This is a genomic window from Gordonia sp. UCD-TK1, from assembly GCF_001691435.1.
GTDB classification, from domain to species: Bacteria; Actinomycetota; Actinomycetes; order Mycobacteriales; family Mycobacteriaceae; genus Gordonia; species Gordonia hongkongensis.
Genome location: NZ_LZMP01000018.1, coordinates 1 through 23,022, shown reverse-complemented (window position 1 = coordinate 23,022; position 23,022 = coordinate 1). Strand labels below are relative to the sequence as shown.

Here is a 23,022-nt window from a genome sequence, read left to right as displayed (position 1 = left end):
GAGATCAGCTAGATCTGGCCGAAACGGCGGAGCGCTTCCTCACGCTCGGCCTTGTGATCGACCATCGGCTCGGGATAGTCGTCGGCTTCGACGTCACCGACCCAGCGTCGGACGTACTCGCCGTCGGGATCGAACTTCTTGGCCTGCGCCTCGGGGTTGAACACCCGGAAGTACGGCGCCGCATCGGTTCCCGTACCGGCGGCCCACTGCCAGCCGTGGTTGTTCGACGCCATGTCACCGTCGATGAGCTGCTCGAGGAACCATTCCGCTCCCCACCACCACGGCAGGTGCAGGTCCTTGACGAGGAAGGACGCGGTCACCATGCGCACCCGATTGTGCATGTACCCGGTCTCCGCGAGCTGACGCATCCCGGCGTCGACGAGCGGAAAACCGGTACGCCCTGCCTTCCATGCGTCGAAACGCTCGTAGGCCTTCTTGTCGGTGTCGAGGTCGATGCCGTCGAACTGTCGATTCCAGTTGTGCCACAAGCTATGTGGCCAGTGGAACAGCACGTCGGCGTAGAAGTCGCGGAAGGCGAGTTCGCGTAGATACGCTTGCGGCCCCCTCGAGGCTCCGTCGCTGCGCTCCTTCGCACCTCGGGGAGCAGAACCAGACTTGCCGAGATCGGCGGCCATCGTGCGGGGATGGATGTTGCCGTACTTGAGATACGCCGACATCCGGCTGGTGCTGTCACCCGCGGGATCGTTGCGGCCGGAGTCGTAGTCGGCGAGACCGTCGTCGACGTACTCGGCCCACCGCTCGAGCGCCGCGTCCTCACCGGCGGGCAACGACAACCCGGTCGGCGACTTCGGTATCTTGATGCGCCCGGTCTTCGTCAGCTCGGACGGATCGACGATCTTCTTCGCAGGCACCGACGAGTCGGCGGGCGCACGCCAGCCGTGGTCACGCCACCGCTTGAAGTACGGGGTGAAGACCTTGTACGGCTCGCCGTCGTCTTTGGTGACACGACCGGGTGAGACGAGGTACGGCGACCCGGTGGCCACGAGCTCGATGTCGCCGAGCGCGTCGGCGACGGCCTCGTCGCGTCGGCGGCCGAACGGGGCGAAGTCCTCGGAGATGTGCACCCGTTCGGCGTCGACCGCCCGGGCCAGCTTCGGGATCTCGACCTCGGGTCGGCCCCGCACGACGAGCAGCTTGCCGTCGAGCTTGTCGTCCAGTTCCCGCAGGGAGTCGAACAGGAACGCGAGCCGCCGCTCGCCCGCGGACTTCTCCAGCCGCGGGTCCACCACGAAGCACACGAGGACCGACGAATCGGTCCTCGAGGCGGCCGCGGCGAGCGGCGGGAGGTCACTCAGGCGTAGATCGCGCCTGAGCCAGACCAGTTCGGTGGCGGACGTCAGCCCACTCCGAGCAGGTCGATGACGAACACGAGGGTCCGTCCCGAGAGACGGTGTCCGGCACCGGCGGAGCCGTAGGCCAGCTCGGGCGGAACCGTCAGCTGGCGGCGTCCGCCGACCTTCATCCCGGGGATGCCTTCCTGCCAGCCCGGGATCAACCGGTCCAGCGGGAAGTTGGCCGACTGGCCGCGATCCCACGACGAATCGAACTCTTCGCCCGTCTCGTAGTCGACCCCGACGTAGTGGACGTCGACGATGCCGCCGCGAGCGGCTTCCTCGCCCTCGCCGACGATGAGGTCGGAGATGGTGAGGTCGGCCGGCGGGGGTCCCGCCTGGAACTCGACCACTGGCTTCTCGGTGCTGGTCACTGGACTCTCCTTTGAGTCGGGTGTTCGGCGGTCAGGCGGTGCGTCGGAACGGTCGCTCAGCGATCGCCCATCTGCACGTAGTCGCGTTCGGTGTAGCCGGTGTAGAGCTGACGCGGACGGCCGATCTTGGTGGTCGGGTCCTCGTGCATCTCGCGCCAGTGCGCGATCCACCCCGGCAGGCGTCCCAGCGCGAACAGCACGGTGAACATGCGCGTCGGGAAGCCCATCGCACGGTAGATGACACCGGTGTAGAAATCCACGTTCGGGTACAGCTTGCGCTCGATGAAGTAGTCGTCGTTGAGGGCGACCTCTTCGAGACCCTTGGCGATGTCGAGCAGGTCGTCCTGCACGCCAAGCGATTCCAGGATCGTGTCGGCGGTCTTCTTCACGATGGCGGCGCGCGGGTCGTAGTTCTTGTAGACGCGGTGACCGAAGCCCATCAGCTTGACGCCGGCCTCCTTGTTCTTCACCCGCTTCATGAAGTCCTTGGTGTCGCCACCGTCGGCGCGGATGTCGTCGAGCATCTCGAGCACGGCCTGGTTGGCGCCGCCGTGCAGCGGGCCCCAGAGTGCGTTGATGCCGCCGGAGATCGAGGTGAACAGGTTGGCCTGCGACGAACCCACGAGGCGGACGGTCGAGGTGGAACAGTTCTGCTCGTGATCGGCATGCAGGATGAACAGCATGTCGAGGGCCTTGGCGACCTCGGGGTTGACCTCGTAGGGCTCCGCGGGGAAGCCGAAGGTCATCCGCAGGAAGTTCTCGACGAGGCTCAGCGAGTTGTCGGGATACAGGAACGGCTGTCCCGCCGACTTCTTGTACGCGTACGCCGCGATGGTCGGCAGCTTCGCGAGGAGGCGGATCGTCGACAGCTCGACCTGCTCGTCGTCCTTGGGATCGAGCGAGTCCTGGTAGTAGGCCGACAGAGCGTTGACCGCGCTCGAGAGCACCGGCATCGGGTGAGCGTTGCGGGGGAATCCGTCGAAGAAGCGCTTGAGGTCCTCGTGCAGGAGGGTGTGGCGCTGGATCTTGGTGGTGAAGTCCTCGAGCTGCGACGGAGTCGGGAGCTCCCCGTAGATGAGCAGGTAGCTCACCTCGATGAAGGTCGACTTCTCGGCCAGCTGGTCGATCGGGATTCCGCGGTAGCGCAGGATGCCGGCGTCACCGTCGATGTAGGTGATGGCCGACTTGGTCGACGCGGTGTTCACGAAGCCACCGTCGAAGGTGGTCAGATTGGTCTCGGCCAGGAATTTGCCGAGCGCGACCGAGTCGGTGCCCTCGGTGGCCTTCAGGATCGGGAGCTCCAGCTGTCCACCGGGGTAGGTGAAGGTCGCTGAGGCCGTGTCGGACGCCTGGTCGGCTGGGACTGTTTCAGCAGACACACGAACCCCTTATTCAGATCAGAGATTTTTACAGTGACCGGGTAGGACACACAGGTACAACCTAGTCGCTTCTCAGCTCGCCCGCCCACGGAGGGTCGGCGCCGGGCCTCGAGACCGTCACCGCAGCCACGTGAGCTGCGAATTCAGCCGCTTCCCGCCACTGCTGGAGGGTCAGGGAACGCACTGCTCCGGGCGTGAGTCGACCACGCCGGTCCAGGTGATTGACGAGGCCCCCGAGCACGCTGTCCCCGGCGCCGATCGTGTCGACGACATCGACGGCCGGAGCCGGTGCGGTCACCTCACCGGCCGCGGTGCGAACGGTGATGCCCGCGGCTCCCGCCGTGGTGACCACCGCGGCGACGCCGTCGGCCAGCCAGTCTGTCGTCGAACTCCCCGCGGACCCCTTGTTGAGCCAGGCCGCGTCCTCGTCGGACAGTTTGACCACGTCCACCGACGACATCCAGCTCCGGAAGCGCCGTCGATAGGCCTCGGGGTCGGCGATGACCGCGGGCCGGATGTTCGGGTCCAACACCACGACTCGGCCCTCGGCCCGGCATCTGCGCATCAGGTTCTCGTACACCGTGGCACCGGGTTCCAGGACCAGCGAGAGGGTTCCGAAGGTCACCGCCGCGACCGTCGGCGGCAGTGCGCCGGGATCGCCGATCGCGCGATCCGCGGTGCCCTCCACATAGAAGGAGTAGTGCGCCGAACCGTCGTCGGCGATGGTCGCCAGGGCCAACGAGGTGGGCTCGTCACGACGCTGGACCAACGCGGTTCCCACGCCGGCGGCCCGGAGTGCGTCGAGGACCGCATCGCCGTAGGTGTCGGTGGACACCGCGGACAGCAGTGAGACCGCACTCCCCAACCGTCCCAGCGTGATTGCCACATTGAACGGGCCACCACCGAGGGCGGGCTGCAACGGCGCCAGACCGCCGGCGGTCGTGTCGTGCCGGCCACCGCCCTGCTGTACGACATCGACGAGCGCCTCACCGCAGACGACGATCTCTCTCACTCTGCCTCCTCACGGCCCGCGCCGGGCACCCGCATCCGGCGTCTCGTCTCGAGTCTGCCATCGGGGCGTGGACACCTCGACGAGTTCGCGCGCCGGAACCTTGTGTCGCGCGGGGTAAGTTCGTTGGATGCACGAGCTGCCGGCGGGCCCCGACGCGGTGGTCCTCGACTTCTCGGCCGACGACTCACCGTCGGCCGCGGTACTCAGCGCGGTCGCGGCGCTCCGCGAAGCGATCCGGGGTGGTGAACTCCCCGAGGTCACCGACCTCGTGCCCAGCGCGCACACCGTCCTGGTCCAGGCCCGTCCCGGCCGCGGGCTGGATGAACTCGGTGTCCGCCGGGCGCTCCGGCGTCGGAAGAGCGCGGCCGATCCCGACACCCACAGCACCGACGAGATCGTCATCCCGGTCGCGTACGACGGCGCCGACCTCCCGGATGTCGCTGCGGCACTGGAGATGACGACCGACGAGGTGATCGGGCTGCACTGTCGCACCCGATGGCGCGTCCAGTTCATGGGCTTCGCACCGGGTTTCGGGTATCTCGTCGCCGACGACGAGGCAGCGCATCCGTTCGACGCCGTCGGCCGACGCCGGGAGGCCCGCACGAATGTTCCGGAGGGGTCGGTCGCGATTGCCGCCGGGTACAGCGCGGTGTACCCGAGGTCGAGTCCCGGCGGGTGGCAGTTGCTGGACCGCACCCATGTTCGGCTGTGGGATGCCGGTGCCGATCCCCCCGCCCGGCTCGCTGCGGGCCGGGTGGTCCGCTTCGTCGACGCCGGACGCGACGACACATGACCTCGCTGACCGTTCTCGCGACGGGACCCCTCGCGACTGTTCAGGACCACGGCCGACCCGGCTACGCCGATCTCGGTGTCCCCGGTTCCGGCGGTGCTGATCGTGGGGCCCTCGCGCTGGCCAATCGCCTTGTGGGCAACGCGGAGTGGGCGGCAGTCGTCGAGACGACGATGGGCGGGTTCCGGGCACGCGTCGACGCCGACGTCCTGGTCGCGGTCACCGGGGCGGATACCGTGGTGCGCCACAACGGGGTCCCCGCGGGGCTCGCCGCGGCACTGGTGCTGCGCGCCGGTGACGAGCTGGCCCTCGACACCCCCGGTTGGGGGTTGCGCAACTACATCGCCGTGCGGGGTGGGATCGACGTCGAGCCCGTACTGGGTTCCCGGGCGACCGATACGCTGTCCGGGCTCGGACCGCCACCTCTCGGCACGGACGACCGTCTGCCCGTGGGCCATGCGGCGGGCGATTGGCCCACCGCGTTGTCCGCCCCCGCAGACCGCGACCACCCTCGTGTCGTCGTGCTGGAGTGCCACGAGGGTCCGCGGGCCGGGCATCTCGAGTCGCCGTCCGATCTGTTCGTCGGAACGTGGCTGGTCGGGTCCGACAGCAACCGGGTCGGGGTGCGGATCGACCGCGCGGAGGGGTCGGCGCAGCCGCTCCTCGCCCATCGCGCCGGCGCCGCCGAGCTCCGCTCGGAGGGGATCGCCCACGGGTCGGTCCAGGTCCCGCCCAGCGGCCGTCCGGTGATCTTCCTCGCCGATCACCCGGTCACCGGCGGCTACCCCGTGGTGGCGGTCCTCGCCGCGGGCGCGGTGGACCTGGCCGCGCAGCTTGTACCCGGATCGGAGATCCGATTTCGTCGGTGCTGATCGGAGATCCGATTCCGTCGATGCTGATCGCGCTGAATCCGACGTTTCGGATTCGACGGCCGCGGGAACGCATACGAGCGTCCCGATAGGAGGTACGAGCGTGAGTGATCCGTCTGTGAACGACTTGTCGACCGTGCAACTCGTCGAACGTCTGCAACAGCAGACGACGACCCTGGTGAAGACCGAACTGCAGCACGCCGTCGCGGAGATGAAGGGTAAGGGCACCCGCATCGGGGTGGGTGCGGGGATTTCCGGCGCGGGCACACTGCTGGTGTTGTTCGGCCTCGGCACGCTGGTCGCGGCGGCCGTGCTCGGACTGGCGAACGCCGTGCCGGCGTGGCTGGCAGCGGTGATCGTCGGCGTCGTGCTGCTGGTCATCGGCGGGGCCGCCGCGGCGATCGGCGCCAAGCGCGCCAAATCCGCTGTGCCCCCGGCACCGGAGCGAACCGTCGAGAGTGTCCAGCGTGACGTGGCGACTGTGAAGGAGCACCTGTAGATGAGTGAGACACATCCCGACCAGAATCCGACCGACGATCCGCCGCCGATCGAACAACAGCGGGAGGAGCTGGCCGAGACGGTCGACGCTCTCGCGGCCAAGCTGGATGTCCCGGCACGGGTGAACGAGGCGGCGTCGAAAACCGCGCATACCGCGCAGGTGAAGGCCCAGGAGAACCAGACCGTGTTGATCGGTGCGGCCGTCGCCGCGGTGGTGGCGCTGGGCGCGTTCATCGTGATCCGCCGCCGTCGTCGCTGACCGGCCGTCGTCGCTGAGAGGCCGCCGTCGGGCGGTTGTAGTCGAGCCAAGAGCAAGGAGCTGTCATGAGTGCCGTATCGAAGGCGATGTACAAACCGATGTCCCTCGCGACCAGCGTGCTCGGCGGTATCGCCGCGGGCGCGGTGTTCGGGCAGATCTGGAAGCGGATCTCCGACGACGAGTCGGCGCCCGATCCCAAGGATCTCGAGCGCAGCAACACAGAGGTTCTCGTGGCCGCCGCGCTGCAAGGACTCGTGTTCGGTCTCGTTCGCGCCGCCGTCGACCGCGCCGGAGCGCGCGGGTACCGGGCGGTGACCCACGAGAATCCGGAGTGACTCTCGGTAGACCTCGGTTGACACCCGAGTGAGACGAACCTATCGTTTCGTCTCATGGCCGAGGTTCTGCACGCTTCCCAGGACACCTGTCCCGTCGACGCCGCGTCGGCCGAGGCCACCTGCCCGGCCGGCGCGGCGTCGTCGGCGACACACGGGTACGAACCCCTTGGCCCGGATTCGCTGACCTGGCAGATCTGGGGGACCTGGACGGGGATGTTCCAGGGCTTGTGGGCCGGGTCGATCCAGAACATGCATCCCAAGCTGGGTGCGGCGGTGTGGGACCATTCGGACTTCTTCGGCGAACGGTGGCAGCGCCTGATGCGCTCCCTGTATCCGATCAGCGGCGTCGTCTTCGATTCCGTCATCCCGGGTGCCCGGACGGGGGAAGAGGTGCGCGACTACCACCTCGCCGTCAAGGGCACCATGGAGGACGGGTCCCGCTATCACGCATTGGATCCCGACGTCTTCTACTGGGCCCACGCCACGTTCTGGTACGGCAACGTCCGACTGTGCGAACGCTTCGGACCCTTCCTCACCGAGGACCAGAAGCGGCAGCTCTTCGAGGAGTCCAAAGCCTGGTACGCCCAGTACGGCGTCTCGATGCGTCCCGTCCCGGAGACCTACGAGGACTTCCTGGAGTATTGGGACCAGATGTGCCGCAACGTGCTTCGTGATCACGTATCGGTCCGCACGGTCCTCGACATCACCCAACTGCCGCCCCCGCCGTTCCTGAGCTTCATCCCGACGTGGCTGTGGGACCGGTACCTGGTGCCGCAGAACCAGAAACTGTTCATGTGGCTGACCACCGGGTTCTACGACGAGCCGATCCGCGAGATCCTCGGGCTCGAGTGGACCGACAAGGACGAACGTCTATTCCGTCTGGTGGGTAAGGGCATCAACCTCGTGATGCACAAGCTCCTACCCAAGCGGGCGCTGCGCCACCCCCGACCGCGCGATGCGTGGGATCGCGTGCACGGCAAGGTCGCCGTGGATGCACCGATCGTGCACACGCCGACGCGCAATCTCCCGCCGCAGAGCGAGCGCGGCAACCCGATGCACTATTGCCCGGTGACCGCGGCACGGCGGGCGTCGTACCCGGGTGTGCTCACCGCGGACTGACATACGCCCGAACGACTACTGCTGCCCCTGGCTTCGGCGCATCGCCTGCCGGACACGTCCGGCCTCCCGAGGGGCGTGCGGGTTCGGACGGCCCGCTCGGGAGCCGGCGAGCTTCGCACCGATGTGTTCGCCCACGGTGATCGGCGAATAGCGGCTGCCCGCCCCCACGCACGACGGCAGTGTCGAGATCATCGCGTCGAGGTTGCCGTCGTGGAAATAGGCAGCCGAACGACGCCGCTCCACCGTTCCGTCGACGACCGGCGGCTTCACCCGGTGCAGGGTGGACATCCACCGCTCGTTGGTCCAGCGCGCCATCAGATCGCCCAGGTTGATCAGCAACGCACCGTCGGCGGGACTCACGTCGTGCCAGTCACCGTGCTGGTCGAGAACTTGCAGACCCTTGACCTGGTCGGCCCACAACACGGTCACGATGCCGTAGTCGGTGTGCTCCCCCATGCCGGTGAGGTCGCCGTCCAGCTCGATCTCACCGGGCGGCAGCGCATAGTTGTTCATCCGGAGCACGTCGAGCGAATGGTCGGTGAATCCCTCGAAGAAGTCGGCGGGTAGGTCGAGGGCATCGGCGAAGATCCTGGTGAGCGTGTGGGCGACGCGTCGTGCCTCGTTGAAGTACGCCGACACCGCCGCCTGGAAATGCTCGACGGCCGGCCACGTGTTCGTCGCGTAGTGGTCGGCGGGCAGATCGAGTTCCGGGTACTGCGTCGCCTCCACGCCGACGTTGAAGGCCTCGAAGAAGTCGTTCATGCGTGCCGCGGACTCGACGCCCAGCGACAACGACAGGGATTCCGACTTCGGGGGCGCGTATCCCCGATTGATCTCCGGCGGCGTGCGGTAGGTCTTCTTCAGCTCCAGTGGCAGCGCGAAGAAGACGTCCATGGCGGCTTTGAACTCGTCGATGACGGCGGCGGGGATCTCGTGCCCGACGACCTGGATGAAGCCGACCGAACTCGCCGCGTCGTCGAACCTGGCCGCCACCACGGCCCGATCGGCCGGGTCACCGTTCCGCGTGTACGGCGAGATGTCGATGAGCGGTACGTCGAATCCGGTGGCGGCGGCGGTCATGGCGTCCATGGTGGCACCGATCGCGAGACCGCGCTGGTCGGCGGAACCCGTTCTCAGGTGCGCTGACCGGCGCGGTAGTGCACGAAGGCGGGGATCAGCAACGCCGCGATGATGGTCGCGACGACGACCGCGATACCGCCGAACGCGGTCGCGGCGGCGACCCCGATCGAGGCGGCCGCGGCGCCGTGGGCGACGTCGGCGATCCGGGGCCCGCCGGCGACCACGACGATGAACACGCCCTGGAGTCGGCCGCGGACCTCGTCGGTCGCGGCGGTGAGCAGGATCGACTGCCGGAACGCCGCCGACGCCATGTCGGCCGCACCGCCGATCATCAGCAACACCACCGCGACGAGGAGCATCGGCATGGCTGTGCCGTCGGCGAACGACACCGCGATCCCGGTTCCGGTGATCGCCAGACCCCAGATGATGATGCACACGATGACCGCCAGGCCCTGGCGCTGCACGCGGGCGACCCAGCCCGAGAAGATCCCACCGACGACGGCTCCCGCGGAGATCGCCGTGAACAGCAGGGCGAAGGCGATGCCGCCGCCCTCGGGGCCGCCGAAGTTCTCGTGGGCCATCTGCGGGAAGAGCGCCCGCGGCATGCCGAAGATCATGGCGATCAGGTCGACCAGGAACGACGCCAGGAGGATCTTGTGCCCGGCGAGATACCGCAGCCCTTCGAGGACCGAACGCAGGCCGGCCACCTTGGGCGCGGCATCGCTCTCCGGCCGCAGCGACGGCAGCATCGCGACGGCGATGAGCGTCGGCAGCAGGAAGATCGTGTCCACGAAATACAACAGCGAATAGCCGAGGACGGGGATCAGGGCGCCGCCGACGAGTGGCCCGGCGATGGCGCCGGCCTGCATGACCGTCATGTTCAGCGACAGCGCGGCGGGCAGGTCCTTGGCGTCGAGCAGCCGCGGTAGCACCGCCGTCCGCGTCGGCTGGTTCACGGCGAAGAACGCCTGCTGAACGGCGAAGAGCACCAACACGATCCACACGTTCTGCCCACCCGCCGCGGCCTGCGCCCAGAACAGGGCGCTGCAGACGATGAGGCCGACGGTCGTGATGATGAGCAGGGTCCGGCGGTCGACGACGTCGGCCAGCGCCCCACCCCAGAGCCCGAACACGACGAGCGGCACCAGGCCGAAGACACCGGTCAGTCCGACGTAGGCAGAGCTACCGGTGACCTCGTAGATCTGGGCCGGCACCGCGACCACACTCAACTGCGCGCCGATGACGGTGACGATGTTCGCCAGCCACAGTCGCCGGAAGTACTGGTTGCGCAGCGGCGCGGTGTCGGCGAGGAGGCGGGGCATTTCCATGATGCTAGGACCGCCCGCCGACGTCCGGCCACGCAGGCACTCCGCAAGGCCGCCTGTGGACAGTGCCGTCGCGTGGTCGCTGCCCTCCGCTATGGTCATTCCGCCCGAGGCGCACCTTGCACCTTGGTCGGGGCTCGGAGAAGGGGATGCACATGGGTGTTCGACGCTGGATGACGGTGGTGACGGTCGCGGTGGCCGTCGTACTCGGCCTCGCGGTTCCGGGGACGGCACAGGCCGGTCCGCGGTATCCGACGGCCGGCGATCGCATCACGGTGCAGGTCGCGTCGGATCAGCAGAGCGCGTACGGCTTCTGGTGGGTCGACGGTCACAACCGGATGTCACCTCGCGGGGGCCGCGTGGGCATGAGCCTGCGCGACTACGATCCGAAGACCCGGTTGTGGTCGACCACAACCACTTTCACCTCGCACAAGCAGCGACAACAGACAGCCGCGAACATCACGTCGTGGGGCGGTTATGCCCGCTGCACGATCTGGGTGAACGGCGTACGCGTCGCGCACCATGTGTACCGGGCACCGATCTTCGCCCAGGCGCAGTGCGGTATCGCCAGACTCGACCCGAACCGCCTCGACTACCGCTGACGGCCCGCAGAACGGGTGTCGACGCTCAGGGCTGCAGCCGTTCGGCCCGCCAGGAGTGATCGACGTGGGTCAGCCGAACCCGGTTGTGCAGGCGGTTCGCTCGCCCCTGCCAGAACTCGACCTCGACCGGGACGATGCGGTACCCACCCCAATCGGACGGGACCGGGACCTCGGCACCCTCGTCGAACCCGCCGTAGGCCTCGGCGAGTTCGGCGGCCTTCTGCTCGAGTTCGACGCGGCTGCCGATGGGCCGTGATTGCTCGGACGCGGCCGCCGAGAGCTGCGACCCGCGGGGTCGAAGCTCCCAGTACGCCTGGATCTCCAGGGCGCTGACGTGTTCGACCGGTCCGCGGAAGTGCACCTGCCGTTCCAGCGCGATCCAGGGAAACGTCACCGAGGCATACGGATTCGCGGCCAGGTGTCGGCCTTTGTCGGAGTCGTACCCGGTGAAGAAGACAACGCCGTTCGCGTCGACCCCCTTGCACAGGACGGTGCGGGTCGACGGCCTGCCCTCGGCGTCGGCGGTGCCGAGGACCATCGCGTTGGGCTCGGCGATCCGAGCGTCGACGGCTTCGCGGAGCCAGACGTGGAAGAGATCGAGCCACGGCGGGTCGCCGCGCAGCCAGCTCGGGTCGAGGTTCTCGCGGATGCCGTCGGCACCGGCGGCGCGGTCGCCCTCGCCGATGTTCGGTGGGATGCCGCCGCCGTATCCGACGCGCATGTTCGGCAGGTCGATGGGGTCGCGCGACTCGTCCAGCACTTTCCTGACGCTACTCCGACCGTGCTCGTTACTCCGGGGTACACGCGGGGCGTCGTGCTGATCTACAGTTCGTCGTGGATTGCATCCTYGTGGATGCACGACACGGACGTCGAGTGAGGTGGGTTGCCATGGCCAACACTGTTCCCGAGGATTTCGTCGCCGGACTCGAGGGCGTGGTGGCCTTCACGACCGACATCGCCGAACCGGACAAGAACGGCGGCAACCTCCGTTACCGCGGCGTCGACATCGAGGACCTGGTCGAGAACAAGGTGACCTTCGCCGACGTGTGGGCCCTCCTGGTCGACGGCAAGTTCGGCGACGGCCTACCGCCGGCCGAACCGTTCCCGCTGCCGATCCACACCGGTGACGTGCGCGTCGACGTCCAGGCCGCGCTCGCCATGCTCGCCCCGATCTGGGGTTACCAGCCGCTGCTCGACATCGACGACGAAACCGCCCGCGACAACCTCGCCCGCGCGTCGGTGATGGCGTTGTCGTACGTGGCGCAGTCCGCGCGCGGCATCCACCAGCCCGCGGTCCCCCAGCACGTCATCGACGAATGCGACACCGTCACCGCACGTTTCATGACCCGCTGGAAGGGCGACCCCGATCCCCGGCACATCGCCGCGATCGACGCCTACTGGGTCAGCGCCGCCGAGCACGGCATGAACGCGTCGACGTTCACCGCACGGGTGATCGCCTCCACCGGAGCCGATGTCGCGGCCTCGCTGTCCGGCGCGATCGGCGCCATGTCCGGCCCCCTCCACGGCGGCGCCCCCGCACGCGTGCTGCCGATGATCGAGGAGGTCGAGAACACCGGTGACGCACGGGGACTCGTAAAGGGGATCCTCGACCGCAAGGAGAAGCTCATGGGCTTCGGGCATCGCGTCTACCGCGCGGAGGACCCGCGTGCCCGCGTGCTCCGCCGCACCGCCCAGGAATTGGGCGTCCCCCGCTTCGAGATCGCCGCCGCACTCGAGCAGGCCGCGCTCACCGAACTCCGGGAACGACGCCCCGACCGCGCCATCGAGACCAACGTCGAGTTCTGGGCGGCGGTCATCCTCGACTTCGCCGAGGTGCCGACGCACATGATGCCGGCGATGTTCACCTGCGGCCGGACCGCCGGCTGGTGTGCGCACATCCTCGAGCAGAAGCGCCTCGGCAAGCTGGTCCGCCCGGCCGCGATCTACACCGGCCCGAGCCCCCGTCGCCCCGAGGACGTCGAGGGCTGGGGTGACGTCGTGAAGCCGGGCCTGTAGGTCCGTTCCACCAGAATCGCTACTTCCCCCACAGATTCGCTATTCACAGATAGCGAATCTGTGGTCGAGGTAGCGACCCTGTGGAGGCCAATCGGCTGTGGACAACGTCTGAGTGAATTCCACAGGGACGCCGAGGCACCCGCAATCGGACCGGGGCGGCCTCACCATCGAGCGCATGCCCGACAATCACGTGATCCGACGGTCCGCTCTCGCAGCCCGTCTCGGCGAGGACGAGATCCGGTTGCGTCAGGAGACTGGCGCGCTGCGGAGCGTATGGCGAGGTGCGGTGCACCTCGGACCCGCGCCCGACGACGAGCTCGAACGCTATCGCCTGAAGATCCGCGGCGCCGTGGCCGTCGGCGGGAACGGACGCGTGGTCAGCCACGAGTCCGCCGCCGCGCTCCACGGCATCCCCCTCCTCCGACCGGACATGACCACAGTCCACTTCACCTCGTCCAAGACCGGTCGTACCGGGGACAAGATCCACATACACCGCGACAACCTGCCGGACGAGCAGGTGATGTCCGTCGACAACGTCCGGGTGACGACGCCGGCCCGCACGGTCGCCGACGTGGCCCGCCTGGGGACGTTCGAACAGGCAGTCTGCTGCCTCGACAGTGGTCTCCGCTCCGGCATCACACACGCCGAGATCCAGGCCGTCGTGGCGTCGAGCATCAAGATGAAGGGCATCCGACAACTGCGTCAGGCGCTCTCGATGGCCGACGCACGATCCGAAAGCGTAGGCGAATCCTTCAGCCGCGCAACGATGATCGCCGTCGGACTCCCGCTCCCCAACCTCCAGGTGACCATCCTCGACGGCGACGGCAGGTTCGTTGCCCGCGGCGACTTCGGCTGGGACGACAAGGTCATCGGCGAGTTCGACGGCAAGGTCAAGTACTCGGGACAGTTCGGCACGCCCGCGTCGGAAACGGTGGTCGACGAGAAACGACGTGAGGACGCCATCCGGCGAACGGGGCGGCTCGTCGTGCGGTGGACGTGGCAGGACCTCCTGGACCCGCATCACTTCCGTGGCCTCATCACAGGTGCCCTCCGCGATGCGGGACTCGTCTGACGTGCCCGCCCCAGAAGCCCTACTCGACCCAGAGGTGCGCTACTTCCAGGTAGCGCACCTTTCGATGAAACAGCGATTCTGCATGGGGCCACCGGCGCAGAGATCGCCGCTGCACCACCCGGCTGCCGACACCTAACCCGAGGCGCCCCCACAGGTGGCGAGGGCCACTCCCTAGAATTGCCGTCATGAGCGAAGCCGCCACCGCATCCATCACCCTGCCCGCCGACCTGCTGCCGTCGGACGGCCGCTTCGGTTGCGGGCCGTCGAAGGTTCGCCCCGAGCAGTTGCAGTCCCTCGTCGACACCGGCGCTTCGGTGTTCGGCACCAGCCACCGCCAGGCACCGGTGAAGAACGTCGTCGGCTCCATCCGCGAGGGTCTGTCGAACCTGTTCTCGCTGCCCGACGGCTACGAGGTCGTGATCTCCAACGGCGGCACCACGGCGTTCTGGGACGCCGCGGCGTTCGGCCTGATCAAGCAGCGTTCACTGCACCTCACCTACGGCGAGTTCTCGTCGAAGTTCGCGACGGTCTCGAAGAAAGCCCCCTTCCTCGACTCGCCCGCGGTCATCTCGACCGACCCCGGCACCGCGCCCGACCCGGCCGCGCTGACCGTCGACGACTTCGGCGGCGTCGACCTCATCGGCTGGGCACACAACGAGACCTCGACGGGCGTCGCGGTGCCCGTCGTCCGTCCCGCCGGTTCGGATGACGCGCTCATCGCCATCGACGCCACCTCGGGTGCGGGCGGTCTGCCCGTCAACATCACCGACGCCGACGTCTACTACTTCGCGCCGCAGAAGTGCTTCGCCGCCGACGGCGGGCTCTGGGTCGCGCTGATGAGCCCGCGGGCGCTCGCACGCATCGCCGAGATCGCCGAGACCGACCGCTGGTGCCCGGAGTTCCTGTCGCTGCCGACCGCCGTCGACAACAGCAGCAAGAACCAGACCTACAACACCCCGGCCGTCGGATCGCTGCTGCTGTTCGCCAACCAGATCGAGTGGATGAACAACAACGGCGGCCTCGACTGGTGCGTCTCGCGCACCGCCGATTCCAGCTCGCGTCTCTACCAGTGGGCCGAGGCGAGCGAGTTCGCCACGCCGTTCGTCACCGAGGCGGCCAACCGCAGCCAGGTCGTCGGCACGATCGACTTCAACGACGATGTCGACGCCGCGGCCGTCGCGAAGATCCTTCGCGCGCACGGGGTCGTCGACACCGAGCCGTACCGCAAGCTCGGCCGGAACCAGCTGCGCATCGGCATGTTCCCGGCCATCGAGCCGGAAGACGTCAGCAAGCTCACCCAGTGCATCGACTACATCGTCGAGCGCCTCTGATCCCCAGCTCGACACCTCGCCGCCGGCGCGCCGCACAGATCGTTGCGGCGCGCCGGTGGTGCTTCACCGAACCGGTAGCCTGGTTCCCACAGACCACATACGACGCATCGATCGCTGGCGTCGCTTGCGCCCCACGCGTGCTGAACTGCGGTTTTGCCGCGTGTCCCACAGTGAACCGGCAGATCGGTGAGTTAATGTGACCCCAATGCGTGCACCGACCGGAGGAGGAGCAGATGCGTGAGCTCCGCGTCGTCGGGGTGGAAACCGACGGCTCCCATGTCATCTGCCAGGACCCGCAATCGGGCGAGAAATTCCGCATCGCCTCCGACGAACGCCTCCGCGCCGCCGCCCGCGGCGACATCTCACGACTGGGACAGATCGAGATCGAGATGGAGAGTGCATTGCGGCCACGCGAAATCCAGGCACGAATCCGAGCGGGTGCAACCGTCGCCGAGGTGGCGGCCGCAGCCGGGGTGGGTGTGGACAAGATCGAACGTTTCGCCCACCCGGTCCTCCTCGAGCGCAGCCGCGCCACCGAACTCGCCGGCGCCGCGCATCCCATCCGCCATGACGGCCCGGCAGTGGCGACCCTGGTCGAGTCGGTCGCCGAGGGACTCCTCGCCTACGGCCAGAATCCCAACGACGCCGACTGGGACGCATGGAAGGGCGACGACGGGTACTGGGTGGTCCAGGTCGCGTGGAGCGTCGGACGCACCGACAACCTGGCGCACTGGCGCTACCAGCCGGGATCGCACGGTGGCAGCGTCGACCCGCTCGACGACCTGGCCGACGAGCTCACCCATCCCGAGACCATCGCGCCCCGTCGTCGGCTGACCCCGGTCGCCACCCCCGAAGTCGCTGTCGAGACGACCCCGGACGGACGCGAAGAGGTCACCATCGACGCAGCCTCGATCATCGGTGCGCAGCGCGCCCGGCACGACCGCCGCACCGCGGCCGAGGACGACGGCGCCGTGCCGTTCGACTTCGGATTCGACGACGAGCCGTCCGCCGCCACCGCCGAAGCCTCGGACACGGACGACGCGGCGGCCACTTCCAACGCCGACGACGCCGACGCCGACGAATCGGTGCCCGCACCGTCGTCCGGCCCCGAACGTCCGCGCCGCAAGAAGGCACGTAAACCGGCGGTCCCGGCGTGGGAGGATGTCCTGCTCGGCGTGCGCAGCAACGGGAACAGCTGAGTGTCCTCCGCGCGCGCGGCGACGGTCTGGTTCATCGACACCGACGACCCGGCCGCGATTCTCCGCTCGCGTCCGGCCAACGACTCCCAGCACGCCCAGCAGGTCGCGACGACCGTCTTCGGTGACAGCGTCCTGGTCCCGCTCGTCGACACCGATCTCGCGTCCGCTGCCGCGGTCCGCGACACCCACGTCTACGCCGGGTTCTACGGCCCGCTCGCCGTCGTGTCGTGTTCGCTGTTCGAGACGACCACGCCGTCGACGCTGACCCGCGCGCTCGCGCGGATCCGTCCCAGCGCGACCACGACCCTCCTCTACACCGAGCCCGACTCCTCACTCGGAGTGTTCGCCCGGTGGGAGTCGGGGACGCTCCGACGCTCCTTCGCCGCCGACCCGGTCACCATCCACGAGGACCACGGCCTGCCGTTCACGTTCGAGAAGCCGTTCTGGGGTGGCGAACACCCGCTCAGCCACGCCGAGGGCGTGCCCACCGCACCCATGTCGCTCCCCTTCCATCCCGCGCACCTCGCCGAGGAATCGAACCGTGCGTGGCTCGGGTTCCGCTACACCCACCCGCTCGCGGAGTCCGATCTCGACCCGGCCCAGATCACCGTCACCTGCTTCGCGTTACACCCGGCCGAATACGAACCGACCGCGGCCGACTACGAGAACTACCGCGCCGCAACGGCTTCGCGCGCCCGGGAGCGGACGGGATCGCCGGGTCAGGACGCTCGCAAGCGCGGGCGTATCCGCGAGTACTTCGGGTTCTAGGGTGCGGGGCGTCCCATCGCCAGCAGCGCGATCGACGACGCGACCCCGGCGAGGAAGCCGAGCAGCAGTCCCCACACGACCCACCGCCACACGGGCCGCGCCCGGAACTCCCAGAGGGTCCATCCGAGTCCGCCTGCGACGACCAATACGGCGGCGATTCCGAGGAACCGCAGGATCTCGCCGATGAGCAGGTAGACGCCGACCAAGACGAATGCGGCGAACAGCGCGCACGAGGCACCGACGATCAGCCCCAGGGCCCACGGCGTCGGTTCGACACCCTCCCGCTTGACGGTCACGATCCCATGGTGCCCGACCGGGCGCGCTCGTAGAACGCAACGGCCGCAGCGGTCGCCACGTTCAGCGAGTCGGTGCCCCGGCTCATCGGGATGCGCGCCTTCACGTCGGTGGCCGCCATCGCCGACGCGGTGAGACCGGGGCCCTCCGCACCGACCAGGAAGCCGACCTTCTCGGCGGTGACGGCTTCGGCCAGGGTCACGGCGGCGGGATCGGGCGTCAACGAGACCAGCCGGAAGTCACGTTCCCGCACCAGGTCCAGGCCGCGCGGCCAGTCGTCGAATCTCGCGAACGGCACGAGCAGTGCATGGCCCATCGATACCCGAACGCATCGGCGGTACAGCGGGTCGGCGCAACCCTGACCGAAAAGCACTGCGTCGACGCCCAATCCGGCGGCGTTGCGGAAGATCGAGCCGATGTTCTCGTGGTCGTTCACACCTTCGAGGATCGCAACGGTCCGCGCGCTCTCGAGGACCTCCGGCACCGTGAGCACGGGCGGTCGGCGCGACACGGCGAGCACGCCGCGGTTGAGGTGGAAGCCGACGATCTCGGCCATGACCTCCGCGGTGGCGCGGAAGAACGGGACACCGGCCAGCCCGGGATCACAGAGATCGGCGTCGAGCTCGTCGAGGCGTTTCGCGACACCGAGGAAGGCGTGGGTCGCGAACCGTGACGCGATCATCCGCTGGGCGACGAGAACACCTTCGGCGATGACCAGACCGCGACCCGGGCGCCCGCCGGGCAGAACCGGGAGATCGGGCCGGCGGTCGACGGAGTTGAGGTCGCGGAAGTCGTCGACGCGCGGGTCCTCCGTGTCGTCGATGTCGATCACGTTCACTGCGAGCCCGGGCACCGCAACAGTCTGCCACCCGGACGAAACCGGCAGCGCACGGGTGTGAAACTGTGGAGGGCGTGACCAGCGATTCGACTCCGATGTCACGTCTGTCCCTCGCCCGCGCCACCGACGCGGACTGGGCCGACATCATCACCACCGATGCCCGCGCGTTCGCCATGCGCAACCCGCTGCCCGACGACGAGGTCGCCGATCTGCGCGGCAAGGTCGCCGACGACGACGTCGTGCTGGTGCGCGACACCGGGTTGGACACGCGGCCCCTCGTCGGGGTGGCGATGTTCTACCGGATGTCGATGTCGCTGCCCGGCGGTGGCGTGTCCGACGCGGCGGGACTGTCGTGGGTCTCGGTGGCGTCGACCCACCGGCGGCGTGGCATCCTCCGCCGCATGCTCACCGAACTCGTCGAGCAGTGGGAATCGGAGAAGTACACCTTCGGAATACTCACCGCGAGTGAGGGCACCATCTACGAACGCTTCGGCTTCGGACCGGCGTGCTTCGCGAACTCGGTGTCGCTGAGCCCGGGCGCCCAGATGCGCGCGGCCCAGCCCGACGATGCCACCGTCCGGTATGCCGACGCCGACGCGGTCGCCGCCGCGATCCCCGACCTCCACGCGCGGTGGACGCTGACCACCCCGGGCGCGCTCACCCGCACCCCCGCCTGGTGGAATCCCATCCTGGCCGACCGGGCGTCGGAGCGGCCGCTGTCGGCGAGCGGTCTGCACTACCTGCTCCACGCCGACGGCTATGCGAGCTATCGCATCTACAAGGACGAGACCGGCGCGGTGCGCGGCGAGGTCAACGAGGTCTCCGCGGTCACCGACGACGCACACACCGATCTGTGGCGCGTCCTGATCAGCCTCGACCTCATCCCCTCGCTCACCGCGACCATCCCGGTCGACGACCCGCTGTCGCAGAAACTCGTGAATCCGCGGTCGGTGTCGGTCACCGGGACCGCCGACACGATGTGGCTGCGCATCCTCGACGTCCCGGCCGCACTCGGCGCCCGTCACTATGCCGCCGACCTGAACGCCGTGATCGAGGTGACCGACGAATTCCGCGGCCACGGAGGAGTTTTCGACATCTCGGTACGCGAGGGCGGGGCGATCGTCGCGCCGGCGAAGTCGGGAGCGACGCCCACCGTCTCGCTCGACATCTCGGTGCTGTCAAGCATCTACCTCGGCGGGATCCGACCCTCGGCCTTCGCGGCGGCGGGACGGCTGCGCGTCGACTCCCCGGCGACGCTGCGCGCGCTGGACCACGCGTTCATGACCGACCGCGCCCCGTTCTCGGGCACGTTCTTCTGACCCTTCGAGACGTCCCTCCGCAAGCTCCGGGACTCCTCAGGGAGCGGGATCAGATCGCGCGTGAGCGCGGGACGTCGGTGTCGGCCTGCCCGAGGATCTTGTTGGCGATGCGCACGGCCTCCCGCAGGATGTCCCGCTCCTCGGCGGACAGTTCCGCGAGGCGGTCGCTCAACCATGCCTTGCGGGCGGCGAGTTCGTCGGTCACGACTTCGACGCCTTCCGGGGACAACGTCACGATGGCCTGACGGCCGTCGGTGGGATGGGGTTCGCGCTTGATCATCCCGAGATCCGACAGCGAGGCGATGACCCTGGTCATCGACGGCGGGCGAACCCGCTCGGCGGCCGCGAGCGCACCTGGTGTCATCGGGCCCTCGTGGTGCAGCGTGTTGAGGGCGGACAGCTGAGTGAGCGAGACCAGCTTGTTCTCCCGCCGACCTCGGAGTCGGCGCGCCAGGCGCACCACGGCGAGGGACAGGTCGCCGGACAGACTTCCGTCACCACAAGGTGCATGCATTGCCAAATCGTAGGCCAGGAAATCGGCCTCGCTGCCCGTCCGCGACGAAATTGAACCGGGTGGACGACACCGAAACGGGCAAACCCGGACAGACGACCAAGTTCGTCAGCCGATGAGGTCGGAGATCGGTCCGCGCGCGAAGTAGGCGACGAAGATCGCGGCGACGAACCAGAGCAACGGATGCACAGTGCGGGCCTTGCCCGCCGCGGTCGCCATCACGACCCAGCTGATGAAGCCGATGCCGATACCGTTGGCGATCGAGTACGTGAACGGCATCGAGACGACCGTCAGGAAGGCCGGCAGCGCGTAGTCGAGCCGTTTGAAATCGATGGACGTGAGCTGGCCGATCATCATGGCGCCGACGACCACCAGCGCGGGGGCGACCGCCTCGAGCGGGATCACCTCGTAGAGCGGTGTCAGGAACATCGCCACCAGGAACAGGATTCCGGTCACCACGTTGGCGAGGCCGGTGCGCGCACCTTCGGCGATACCGGACGCGGACTCCACGAACACCGTGTTCGACGACGCCGAGGCGGCACCGCCGGCGATGGCGCCGGTCCCCTCGACGACGAGCGCTCGGCCGATACCGGGCAGGTTGCCCTTCTCGTCGGCCAGCCCGGCCTCCTTGCCGAGGCCGGTCATCGTGCCCATGGCGTCGAAGAAGTTGGAGAGCACCAGCGCGAAGACCAGCACCGATGCCGCGAGCACACCGATCCGGGTGAACGCGCCGAACAGGTCGACGTCACCGACCAGGCTGAGATCGGGCAGACCGCCGAGGGCGCTGGGGATGTCGGGCACGCTGAGACCCCAGCCGGAGGGGTTGTCGACGCTGGACCCGTAATCGAAGATCCGCTCCAGCACGATCGACAGCACCGTCGTGATGGCGATACCGATCAACAGGCCGCCGGGGACCCGACGCACCACCAGGACGCCCATCAGCAGCACCCCGACCGCGAAGATCAGTGTGGGGATCGTGGAGATCGAGTTGTCGCTGCCCAGCTGCACCGGGACGGTGGTGCCGGCGGCATCGGGGATGCGCTTGACGAATCCCGCGTCGACGAAACCGATGAAGGCGATGAACAGACCGATCCCCGCCGCGATCGCGGCTTTCAGTTCAGGGGGCACCGCGTTGAACACCGCGGTGCGGAATCCGGTGACGGCCAGCAGGACGATGATGATGCCGTCGACGACCACCAGACCCATTGCCTCGGGCCAGGTCACCTGCGGCGCGATGGACACCGCCAGCAGGCTGTTGATGCCGAGACCCGCCGCGATCGCGAACGGATAGTTGGCGACCAGGCCGAACAGGATCGACATCACGCCCGCGACGAGCGCGGTGACCGCGGCGACCTGCGCCAGCGGCAGGACGTTGCCCAGGACATCGGTGTTCTTGTCCCCGCCCGGGATACCACCGATGATGATCGGGTTGAGCACCACGATGTAGGCCATCGTGAAGAACGTGACAAGGCCACCGCGGAACTCGCGGTTGATCGTCGAACCGCGTTCGGAGATCTTGAAGAACCGGTCGAGCGGGCCGCGCGGGACCGCAGAATCCGGCCCCGGGGTGGTCGCGGGGAAGTCGGGCTCCGTGGGGAGGTTCCCTTTCGACATGTCCGCACCCGGGGTGTCGGAGGACCTCAGATCGCGAGACTCACTCGGCTCATCGTGTGGCACGTTCCGAAAGCTACCCTGTTGTCCATGTCCACGACACTCGAGATCCCCGAACTCCCCCGCGCGTTGCGCGCCCCGGAGCCGGTGATCGTGGTCGGGATGATCGGGTGGGTGGTGGCGACCGTGATCGTCGCCCTCACCGATCTCGGTGGCGACCGCGCGCTGCCGGTGTGCCTGGTGGGCCTGGCCGTCGGTCTGCTCGGGACGACGATCGTCCTCGTCCAGCGCGCCGGTGTCCGACGCGGTGATCGGGGCGCGCAGGAAGGTCTCGACTAGCTTCTGTCCGGTTCAGCCCCGTCCGGTTCTGCGGCCGCGGCGAATTCGTCGACACCGGGTTCGTGTTCGAGGACGCGACCGGGTCCGAACAGCAGGGCGACGAAGTAGATGCCGCCCGCCGCGATCAGCCCGAGCACGATCAGGGTCGGCACCCGCGCGTCGTCGGGCGTGACGAGTACGAGCAGGGCGACCCCCACCCAGAGCAGCGCGGCGACGGCGACCGGCRCCTCGAGACGTCCGAGACTGAACCCACCGGACTTGCGCTCCAGACGCTTTCGGACGACCAGGTACAGCACGACGGTCCCGCCGTAGATGAGCGCGGGCAGGATCGTCGACGCGATGATCAGCTCGATCAGCGCCGCCCCGGGCAGGGCCAGCATCAGCACCACCCCGACGCCGAGGATGAGCAGCGTCGCCGGCACCGGGGTCTGGGTCCGGGGGTTCACCCTGGCCATTAGCCGGTGCGCCGGGAAGCGCCGGTCGCGGGACATCGCGAAGACCTGCCGGGCGCAGGCCGCCATCACCACCATGCCGGCGCCGAACATCGCGAAGACGATGCAGGCGAGCAGGATTCGCTCGGCGACCGGCCCGAGTTGTTCCCGGATGATCGCGGCGACCGGCGACCCGTCGGCCGTGACCGCCCGGACGTCCTCGATCGCCGTGGTCAGGACGATGAGGAAGACCAGTCCCAGGGCTGCGGCGGCGACCACCGATCCGACGATCGCCCGGG

At 68.4% G+C, this 23,022-nt stretch carries 26 protein-coding genes; 14 read left to right on the top strand and 12 right to left on the bottom strand.

What is annotated here, in order from left to right:
- Positions 1–8: 8 nt before the first annotated feature.
- The 4 genes from A9310_RS11795 to A9310_RS11780 all read right to left on the bottom strand — a co-directional run bounded on the left by A9310_RS11795 (position 9) and on the right by A9310_RS11780 (position 4,117).
- Complete coding sequence (locus A9310_RS11795; protein WP_065630816.1) at positions 9–1,343, bottom strand: deoxyribodipyrimidine photo-lyase; 1,335 nt, start codon at positions 1,341–1,343, stop codon at positions 9–11.
- Positions 1,344–1,357: 14 nt separating this feature from the next.
- Positions 1,358–1,726: an FKBP-type peptidyl-prolyl cis-trans isomerase gene (locus tag A9310_RS11790; protein WP_058251588.1), complete on the bottom strand. Its 369-nt coding sequence runs from the start codon at positions 1,724–1,726 to the stop codon at positions 1,358–1,360.
- Positions 1,727–1,782: 56 nt separating this feature from the next.
- Positions 1,783–3,105 carry a citrate synthase gene (locus A9310_RS11785; RefSeq protein WP_078113443.1) on the bottom strand — a complete coding sequence of 441 codons (1,323 nt, stop codon included), beginning with the start codon at positions 3,103–3,105 and terminating at the stop codon, positions 1,783–1,785.
- 61 nt (positions 3,106–3,166) lie between these two features.
- Entirely contained in the window at positions 3,167–4,117 is a 951-nt protein-coding gene (locus A9310_RS11780) for a carbohydrate kinase (RefSeq protein WP_065630771.1), read from the bottom strand.
- A gap of 127 nt (positions 4,118–4,244) precedes the next feature.
- Between A9310_RS11780 and A9310_RS11775 the strand changes: the two genes are divergently transcribed.
- From A9310_RS11775 to A9310_RS11750, 6 genes are all read left to right on the top strand, one after another.
- Positions 4,245–4,910, top strand: coding sequence for an allophanate hydrolase subunit 1 (locus tag A9310_RS11775; RefSeq protein ID WP_065630770.1), 666 nt, complete (start codon positions 4,245–4,247; stop codon positions 4,908–4,910).
- Positions 4,907–5,779, top strand: coding sequence for a biotin-dependent carboxyltransferase family protein (locus A9310_RS11770; protein ID WP_065630769.1), 873 nt, complete (start codon positions 4,907–4,909; stop codon positions 5,777–5,779). Before A9310_RS11775 ends, A9310_RS11770 begins: the two co-directional genes overlap by 4 nt.
- 100 nt (positions 5,780–5,879) lie before the next feature.
- The gene (locus A9310_RS11765) at positions 5,880–6,275 is read left to right on the top strand and encodes a phage holin family protein (protein ID WP_035718303.1); all 396 of its coding nucleotides are present in this window, start codon (positions 5,880–5,882) and stop codon (positions 6,273–6,275) included.
- Positions 6,276–6,533, top strand: coding sequence for a DUF3618 domain-containing protein (locus A9310_RS11760; protein WP_065630768.1), 258 nt, complete (start codon positions 6,276–6,278; stop codon positions 6,531–6,533).
- A gap of 65 nt (positions 6,534–6,598) precedes the next feature.
- The gene (locus tag A9310_RS11755) at positions 6,599–6,868 is read left to right on the top strand and encodes a DUF4235 domain-containing protein (RefSeq protein WP_058251595.1); all 270 of its coding nucleotides are present in this window, start codon (positions 6,599–6,601) and stop codon (positions 6,866–6,868) included.
- A 54-nt stretch (positions 6,869–6,922) separates the two neighbouring features.
- Positions 6,923–7,987 carry an oxygenase MpaB family protein gene (locus A9310_RS11750; RefSeq protein ID WP_065630767.1) on the top strand — a complete coding sequence of 355 codons (1,065 nt, stop codon included), beginning with the start codon at positions 6,923–6,925 and terminating at the stop codon, positions 7,985–7,987.
- Between the two features lie 15 nt (positions 7,988–8,002).
- Here the strand turns inward: A9310_RS11750 and A9310_RS11745 are convergent, their stop codons facing one another.
- Entirely contained in the window at positions 8,003–9,076 is a 1,074-nt protein-coding gene (locus tag A9310_RS11745) for an isopenicillin N synthase family oxygenase (RefSeq protein WP_065630766.1), read from the bottom strand.
- A 44-nt stretch (positions 9,077–9,120) separates the two neighbouring features.
- The gene (locus A9310_RS11740) at positions 9,121–10,389 is read right to left on the bottom strand and encodes an MFS transporter (RefSeq protein ID WP_065630765.1); all 1,269 of its coding nucleotides are present in this window, start codon (positions 10,387–10,389) and stop codon (positions 9,121–9,123) included.
- A 158-nt stretch (positions 10,390–10,547) separates the two neighbouring features.
- On the opposite strand from A9310_RS11740, the gene A9310_RS11735 reads away from it, so the two are divergent.
- The gene (locus tag A9310_RS11735; protein ID WP_137810790.1) at positions 10,548–10,994 is read left to right on the top strand and encodes a hypothetical protein; all 447 of its coding nucleotides are present in this window, start codon (positions 10,548–10,550) and stop codon (positions 10,992–10,994) included.
- Between the two features lie 25 nt (positions 10,995–11,019).
- On the opposite strand, the gene pdxH is transcribed toward A9310_RS11735, so the two are convergent.
- Positions 11,020–11,754: a pyridoxamine 5'-phosphate oxidase gene (gene pdxH / locus A9310_RS11730; RefSeq protein WP_065630763.1), complete on the bottom strand. Its 735-nt coding sequence runs from the start codon at positions 11,752–11,754 to the stop codon at positions 11,020–11,022.
- Positions 11,755–11,882: 128 nt separating this feature from the next.
- On the opposite strand from pdxH, the gene A9310_RS11725 reads away from it, so the two are divergent.
- The 5 genes from A9310_RS11725 (at position 11,883) to A9310_RS11705 (ending at position 17,380) form a co-directional block, all read left to right on the top strand.
- Positions 11,883–13,010 carry a citrate synthase 2 gene (locus A9310_RS11725; protein WP_065630762.1) on the top strand — a complete coding sequence of 376 codons (1,128 nt, stop codon included), beginning with the start codon at positions 11,883–11,885 and terminating at the stop codon, positions 13,008–13,010.
- 175 nt (positions 13,011–13,185) lie between these two features.
- Positions 13,186–14,082 carry a hypothetical protein gene (locus A9310_RS11720; protein WP_065630761.1) on the top strand — a complete coding sequence of 299 codons (897 nt, stop codon included), beginning with the start codon at positions 13,186–13,188 and terminating at the stop codon, positions 14,080–14,082.
- Positions 14,083–14,267: 185 nt separating this feature from the next.
- Positions 14,268–15,413: a phosphoserine transaminase gene (gene serC / locus A9310_RS11715; RefSeq protein WP_065630760.1), complete on the top strand. Its 1,146-nt coding sequence runs from the start codon at positions 14,268–14,270 to the stop codon at positions 15,411–15,413.
- A 233-nt stretch (positions 15,414–15,646) separates the two neighbouring features.
- Entirely contained in the window at positions 15,647–16,612 is a 966-nt protein-coding gene (gene sepH / locus A9310_RS11710; protein ID WP_065630815.1) for a septation protein SepH, read from the top strand.
- Complete coding sequence (locus A9310_RS11705; RefSeq protein WP_065630759.1) at positions 16,613–17,380, top strand: hypothetical protein; 768 nt, start codon at positions 16,613–16,615, stop codon at positions 17,378–17,380.
- Here the strand turns inward: A9310_RS11705 and A9310_RS11700 are convergent.
- Together A9310_RS11700 and A9310_RS11695 are read right to left on the bottom strand one after the other, a co-directional pair.
- Entirely contained in the window at positions 17,377–17,676 is a 300-nt protein-coding gene (locus tag A9310_RS11700; protein WP_065630758.1) for a DUF2537 domain-containing protein, read from the bottom strand. The two genes, A9310_RS11705 and A9310_RS11700, sit on opposite strands and share 4 nt — an antisense overlap.
- Positions 17,673–18,527 (bottom strand): RNA methyltransferase, encoded by an 855-nt coding sequence (locus tag A9310_RS11695; RefSeq protein ID WP_065630757.1) that lies wholly within the window; start codon positions 18,525–18,527, stop codon positions 17,673–17,675. Before A9310_RS11695 ends, A9310_RS11700 begins: the two co-directional genes overlap by 4 nt.
- 80 nt (positions 18,528–18,607) lie before the next feature.
- On the opposite strand from A9310_RS11695, the gene A9310_RS11690 reads away from it, so the two are divergent.
- Positions 18,608–19,831 (top strand): GNAT family N-acetyltransferase, encoded by a 1,224-nt coding sequence (locus tag A9310_RS11690; protein WP_065630814.1) that lies wholly within the window; start codon positions 18,608–18,610, stop codon positions 19,829–19,831.
- Positions 19,832–19,880: 49 nt separating this feature from the next.
- Here A9310_RS11690 and A9310_RS11685 read toward each other — a convergent pair whose 3' ends face one another.
- Together A9310_RS11685 and A9310_RS11680 are read right to left on the bottom strand one after the other, a co-directional pair.
- A complete protein-coding gene (locus tag A9310_RS11685) occupies positions 19,881–20,345 on the bottom strand; it encodes a MarR family winged helix-turn-helix transcriptional regulator (protein ID WP_065630756.1) in 465 nt (154 codons plus the stop codon).
- Between the two features lie 105 nt (positions 20,346–20,450).
- Positions 20,451–22,019: an NCS2 family permease gene (locus A9310_RS11680; protein WP_065630755.1), complete on the bottom strand. Its 1,569-nt coding sequence runs from the start codon at positions 22,017–22,019 to the stop codon at positions 20,451–20,453.
- 24 nt (positions 22,020–22,043) lie between these two features.
- On the opposite strand from A9310_RS11680, the gene A9310_RS11675 reads away from it, so the two are divergent.
- Positions 22,044–22,292 carry a DUF2530 domain-containing protein gene (locus A9310_RS11675; RefSeq protein ID WP_058251612.1) on the top strand — a complete coding sequence of 83 codons (249 nt, stop codon included), beginning with the start codon at positions 22,044–22,046 and terminating at the stop codon, positions 22,290–22,292.
- Here the strand turns inward: A9310_RS11675 and A9310_RS11670 are convergent.
- Positions 22,289–23,022, bottom strand: a 734-nt coding sequence (locus A9310_RS11670; protein WP_139104599.1) for an amino acid permease, incomplete at its 5' end; no start/stop codon positions are given. The genes A9310_RS11675 and A9310_RS11670 overlap by 4 nt on opposite strands.

Coding starts and splice junctions, on each gene's coding strand:
- A9310_RS11690 (WP_065630814.1), top strand. CDS start 18,608: ATGTCACGTCTGTCCCTCGCCCGCGCCACCGACGCGGACTGGGCCGAC.
- A9310_RS11685 (WP_065630756.1), bottom strand. CDS start 20,345: ATGCATGCACCTTGTGGTGACGGAAGTCTGTCCGGCGACCTGTCCCTC.
- A9310_RS11775 (WP_065630770.1), top strand. CDS start 4,245: ATGCACGAGCTGCCGGCGGGCCCCGACGCGGTGGTCCTCGACTTCTCG.
- A9310_RS11745 (WP_065630766.1), bottom strand. CDS start 9,076: ATGGACGCCATGACCGCCGCCGCCACCGGATTCGACGTACCGCTCATC.
- A9310_RS11725 (WP_065630762.1), top strand. CDS start 11,883: ATGGCCAACACTGTTCCCGAGGATTTCGTCGCCGGACTCGAGGGCGTG.
- A9310_RS11760 (WP_065630768.1), top strand. CDS start 6,276: ATGAGTGAGACACATCCCGACCAGAATCCGACCGACGATCCGCCGCCG.
- A9310_RS11770 (WP_065630769.1), top strand. CDS start 4,907: ATGACCTCGCTGACCGTTCTCGCGACGGGACCCCTCGCGACTGTTCAG.
- A9310_RS11750 (WP_065630767.1), top strand. CDS start 6,923: ATGGCCGAGGTTCTGCACGCTTCCCAGGACACCTGTCCCGTCGACGCC.
- A9310_RS11735 (WP_137810790.1), top strand. CDS start 10,548: ATGGGTGTTCGACGCTGGATGACGGTGGTGACGGTCGCGGTGGCCGTC.
- serC (WP_065630760.1), top strand. CDS start 14,268: ATGAGCGAAGCCGCCACCGCATCCATCACCCTGCCCGCCGACCTGCTG.
- A9310_RS11740 (WP_065630765.1), bottom strand. CDS start 10,389: ATGCCCCGCCTCCTCGCCGACACCGCGCCGCTGCGCAACCAGTACTTC.
- A9310_RS11720 (WP_065630761.1), top strand. CDS start 13,186: ATGCCCGACAATCACGTGATCCGACGGTCCGCTCTCGCAGCCCGTCTC.
- A9310_RS11675 (WP_058251612.1), top strand. CDS start 22,044: ATGTCCACGACACTCGAGATCCCCGAACTCCCCCGCGCGTTGCGCGCC.
- sepH (WP_065630815.1), top strand. CDS start 15,647: ATGCGTGAGCTCCGCGTCGTCGGGGTGGAAACCGACGGCTCCCATGTC.
- A9310_RS11755 (WP_058251595.1), top strand. CDS start 6,599: ATGAGTGCCGTATCGAAGGCGATGTACAAACCGATGTCCCTCGCGACC.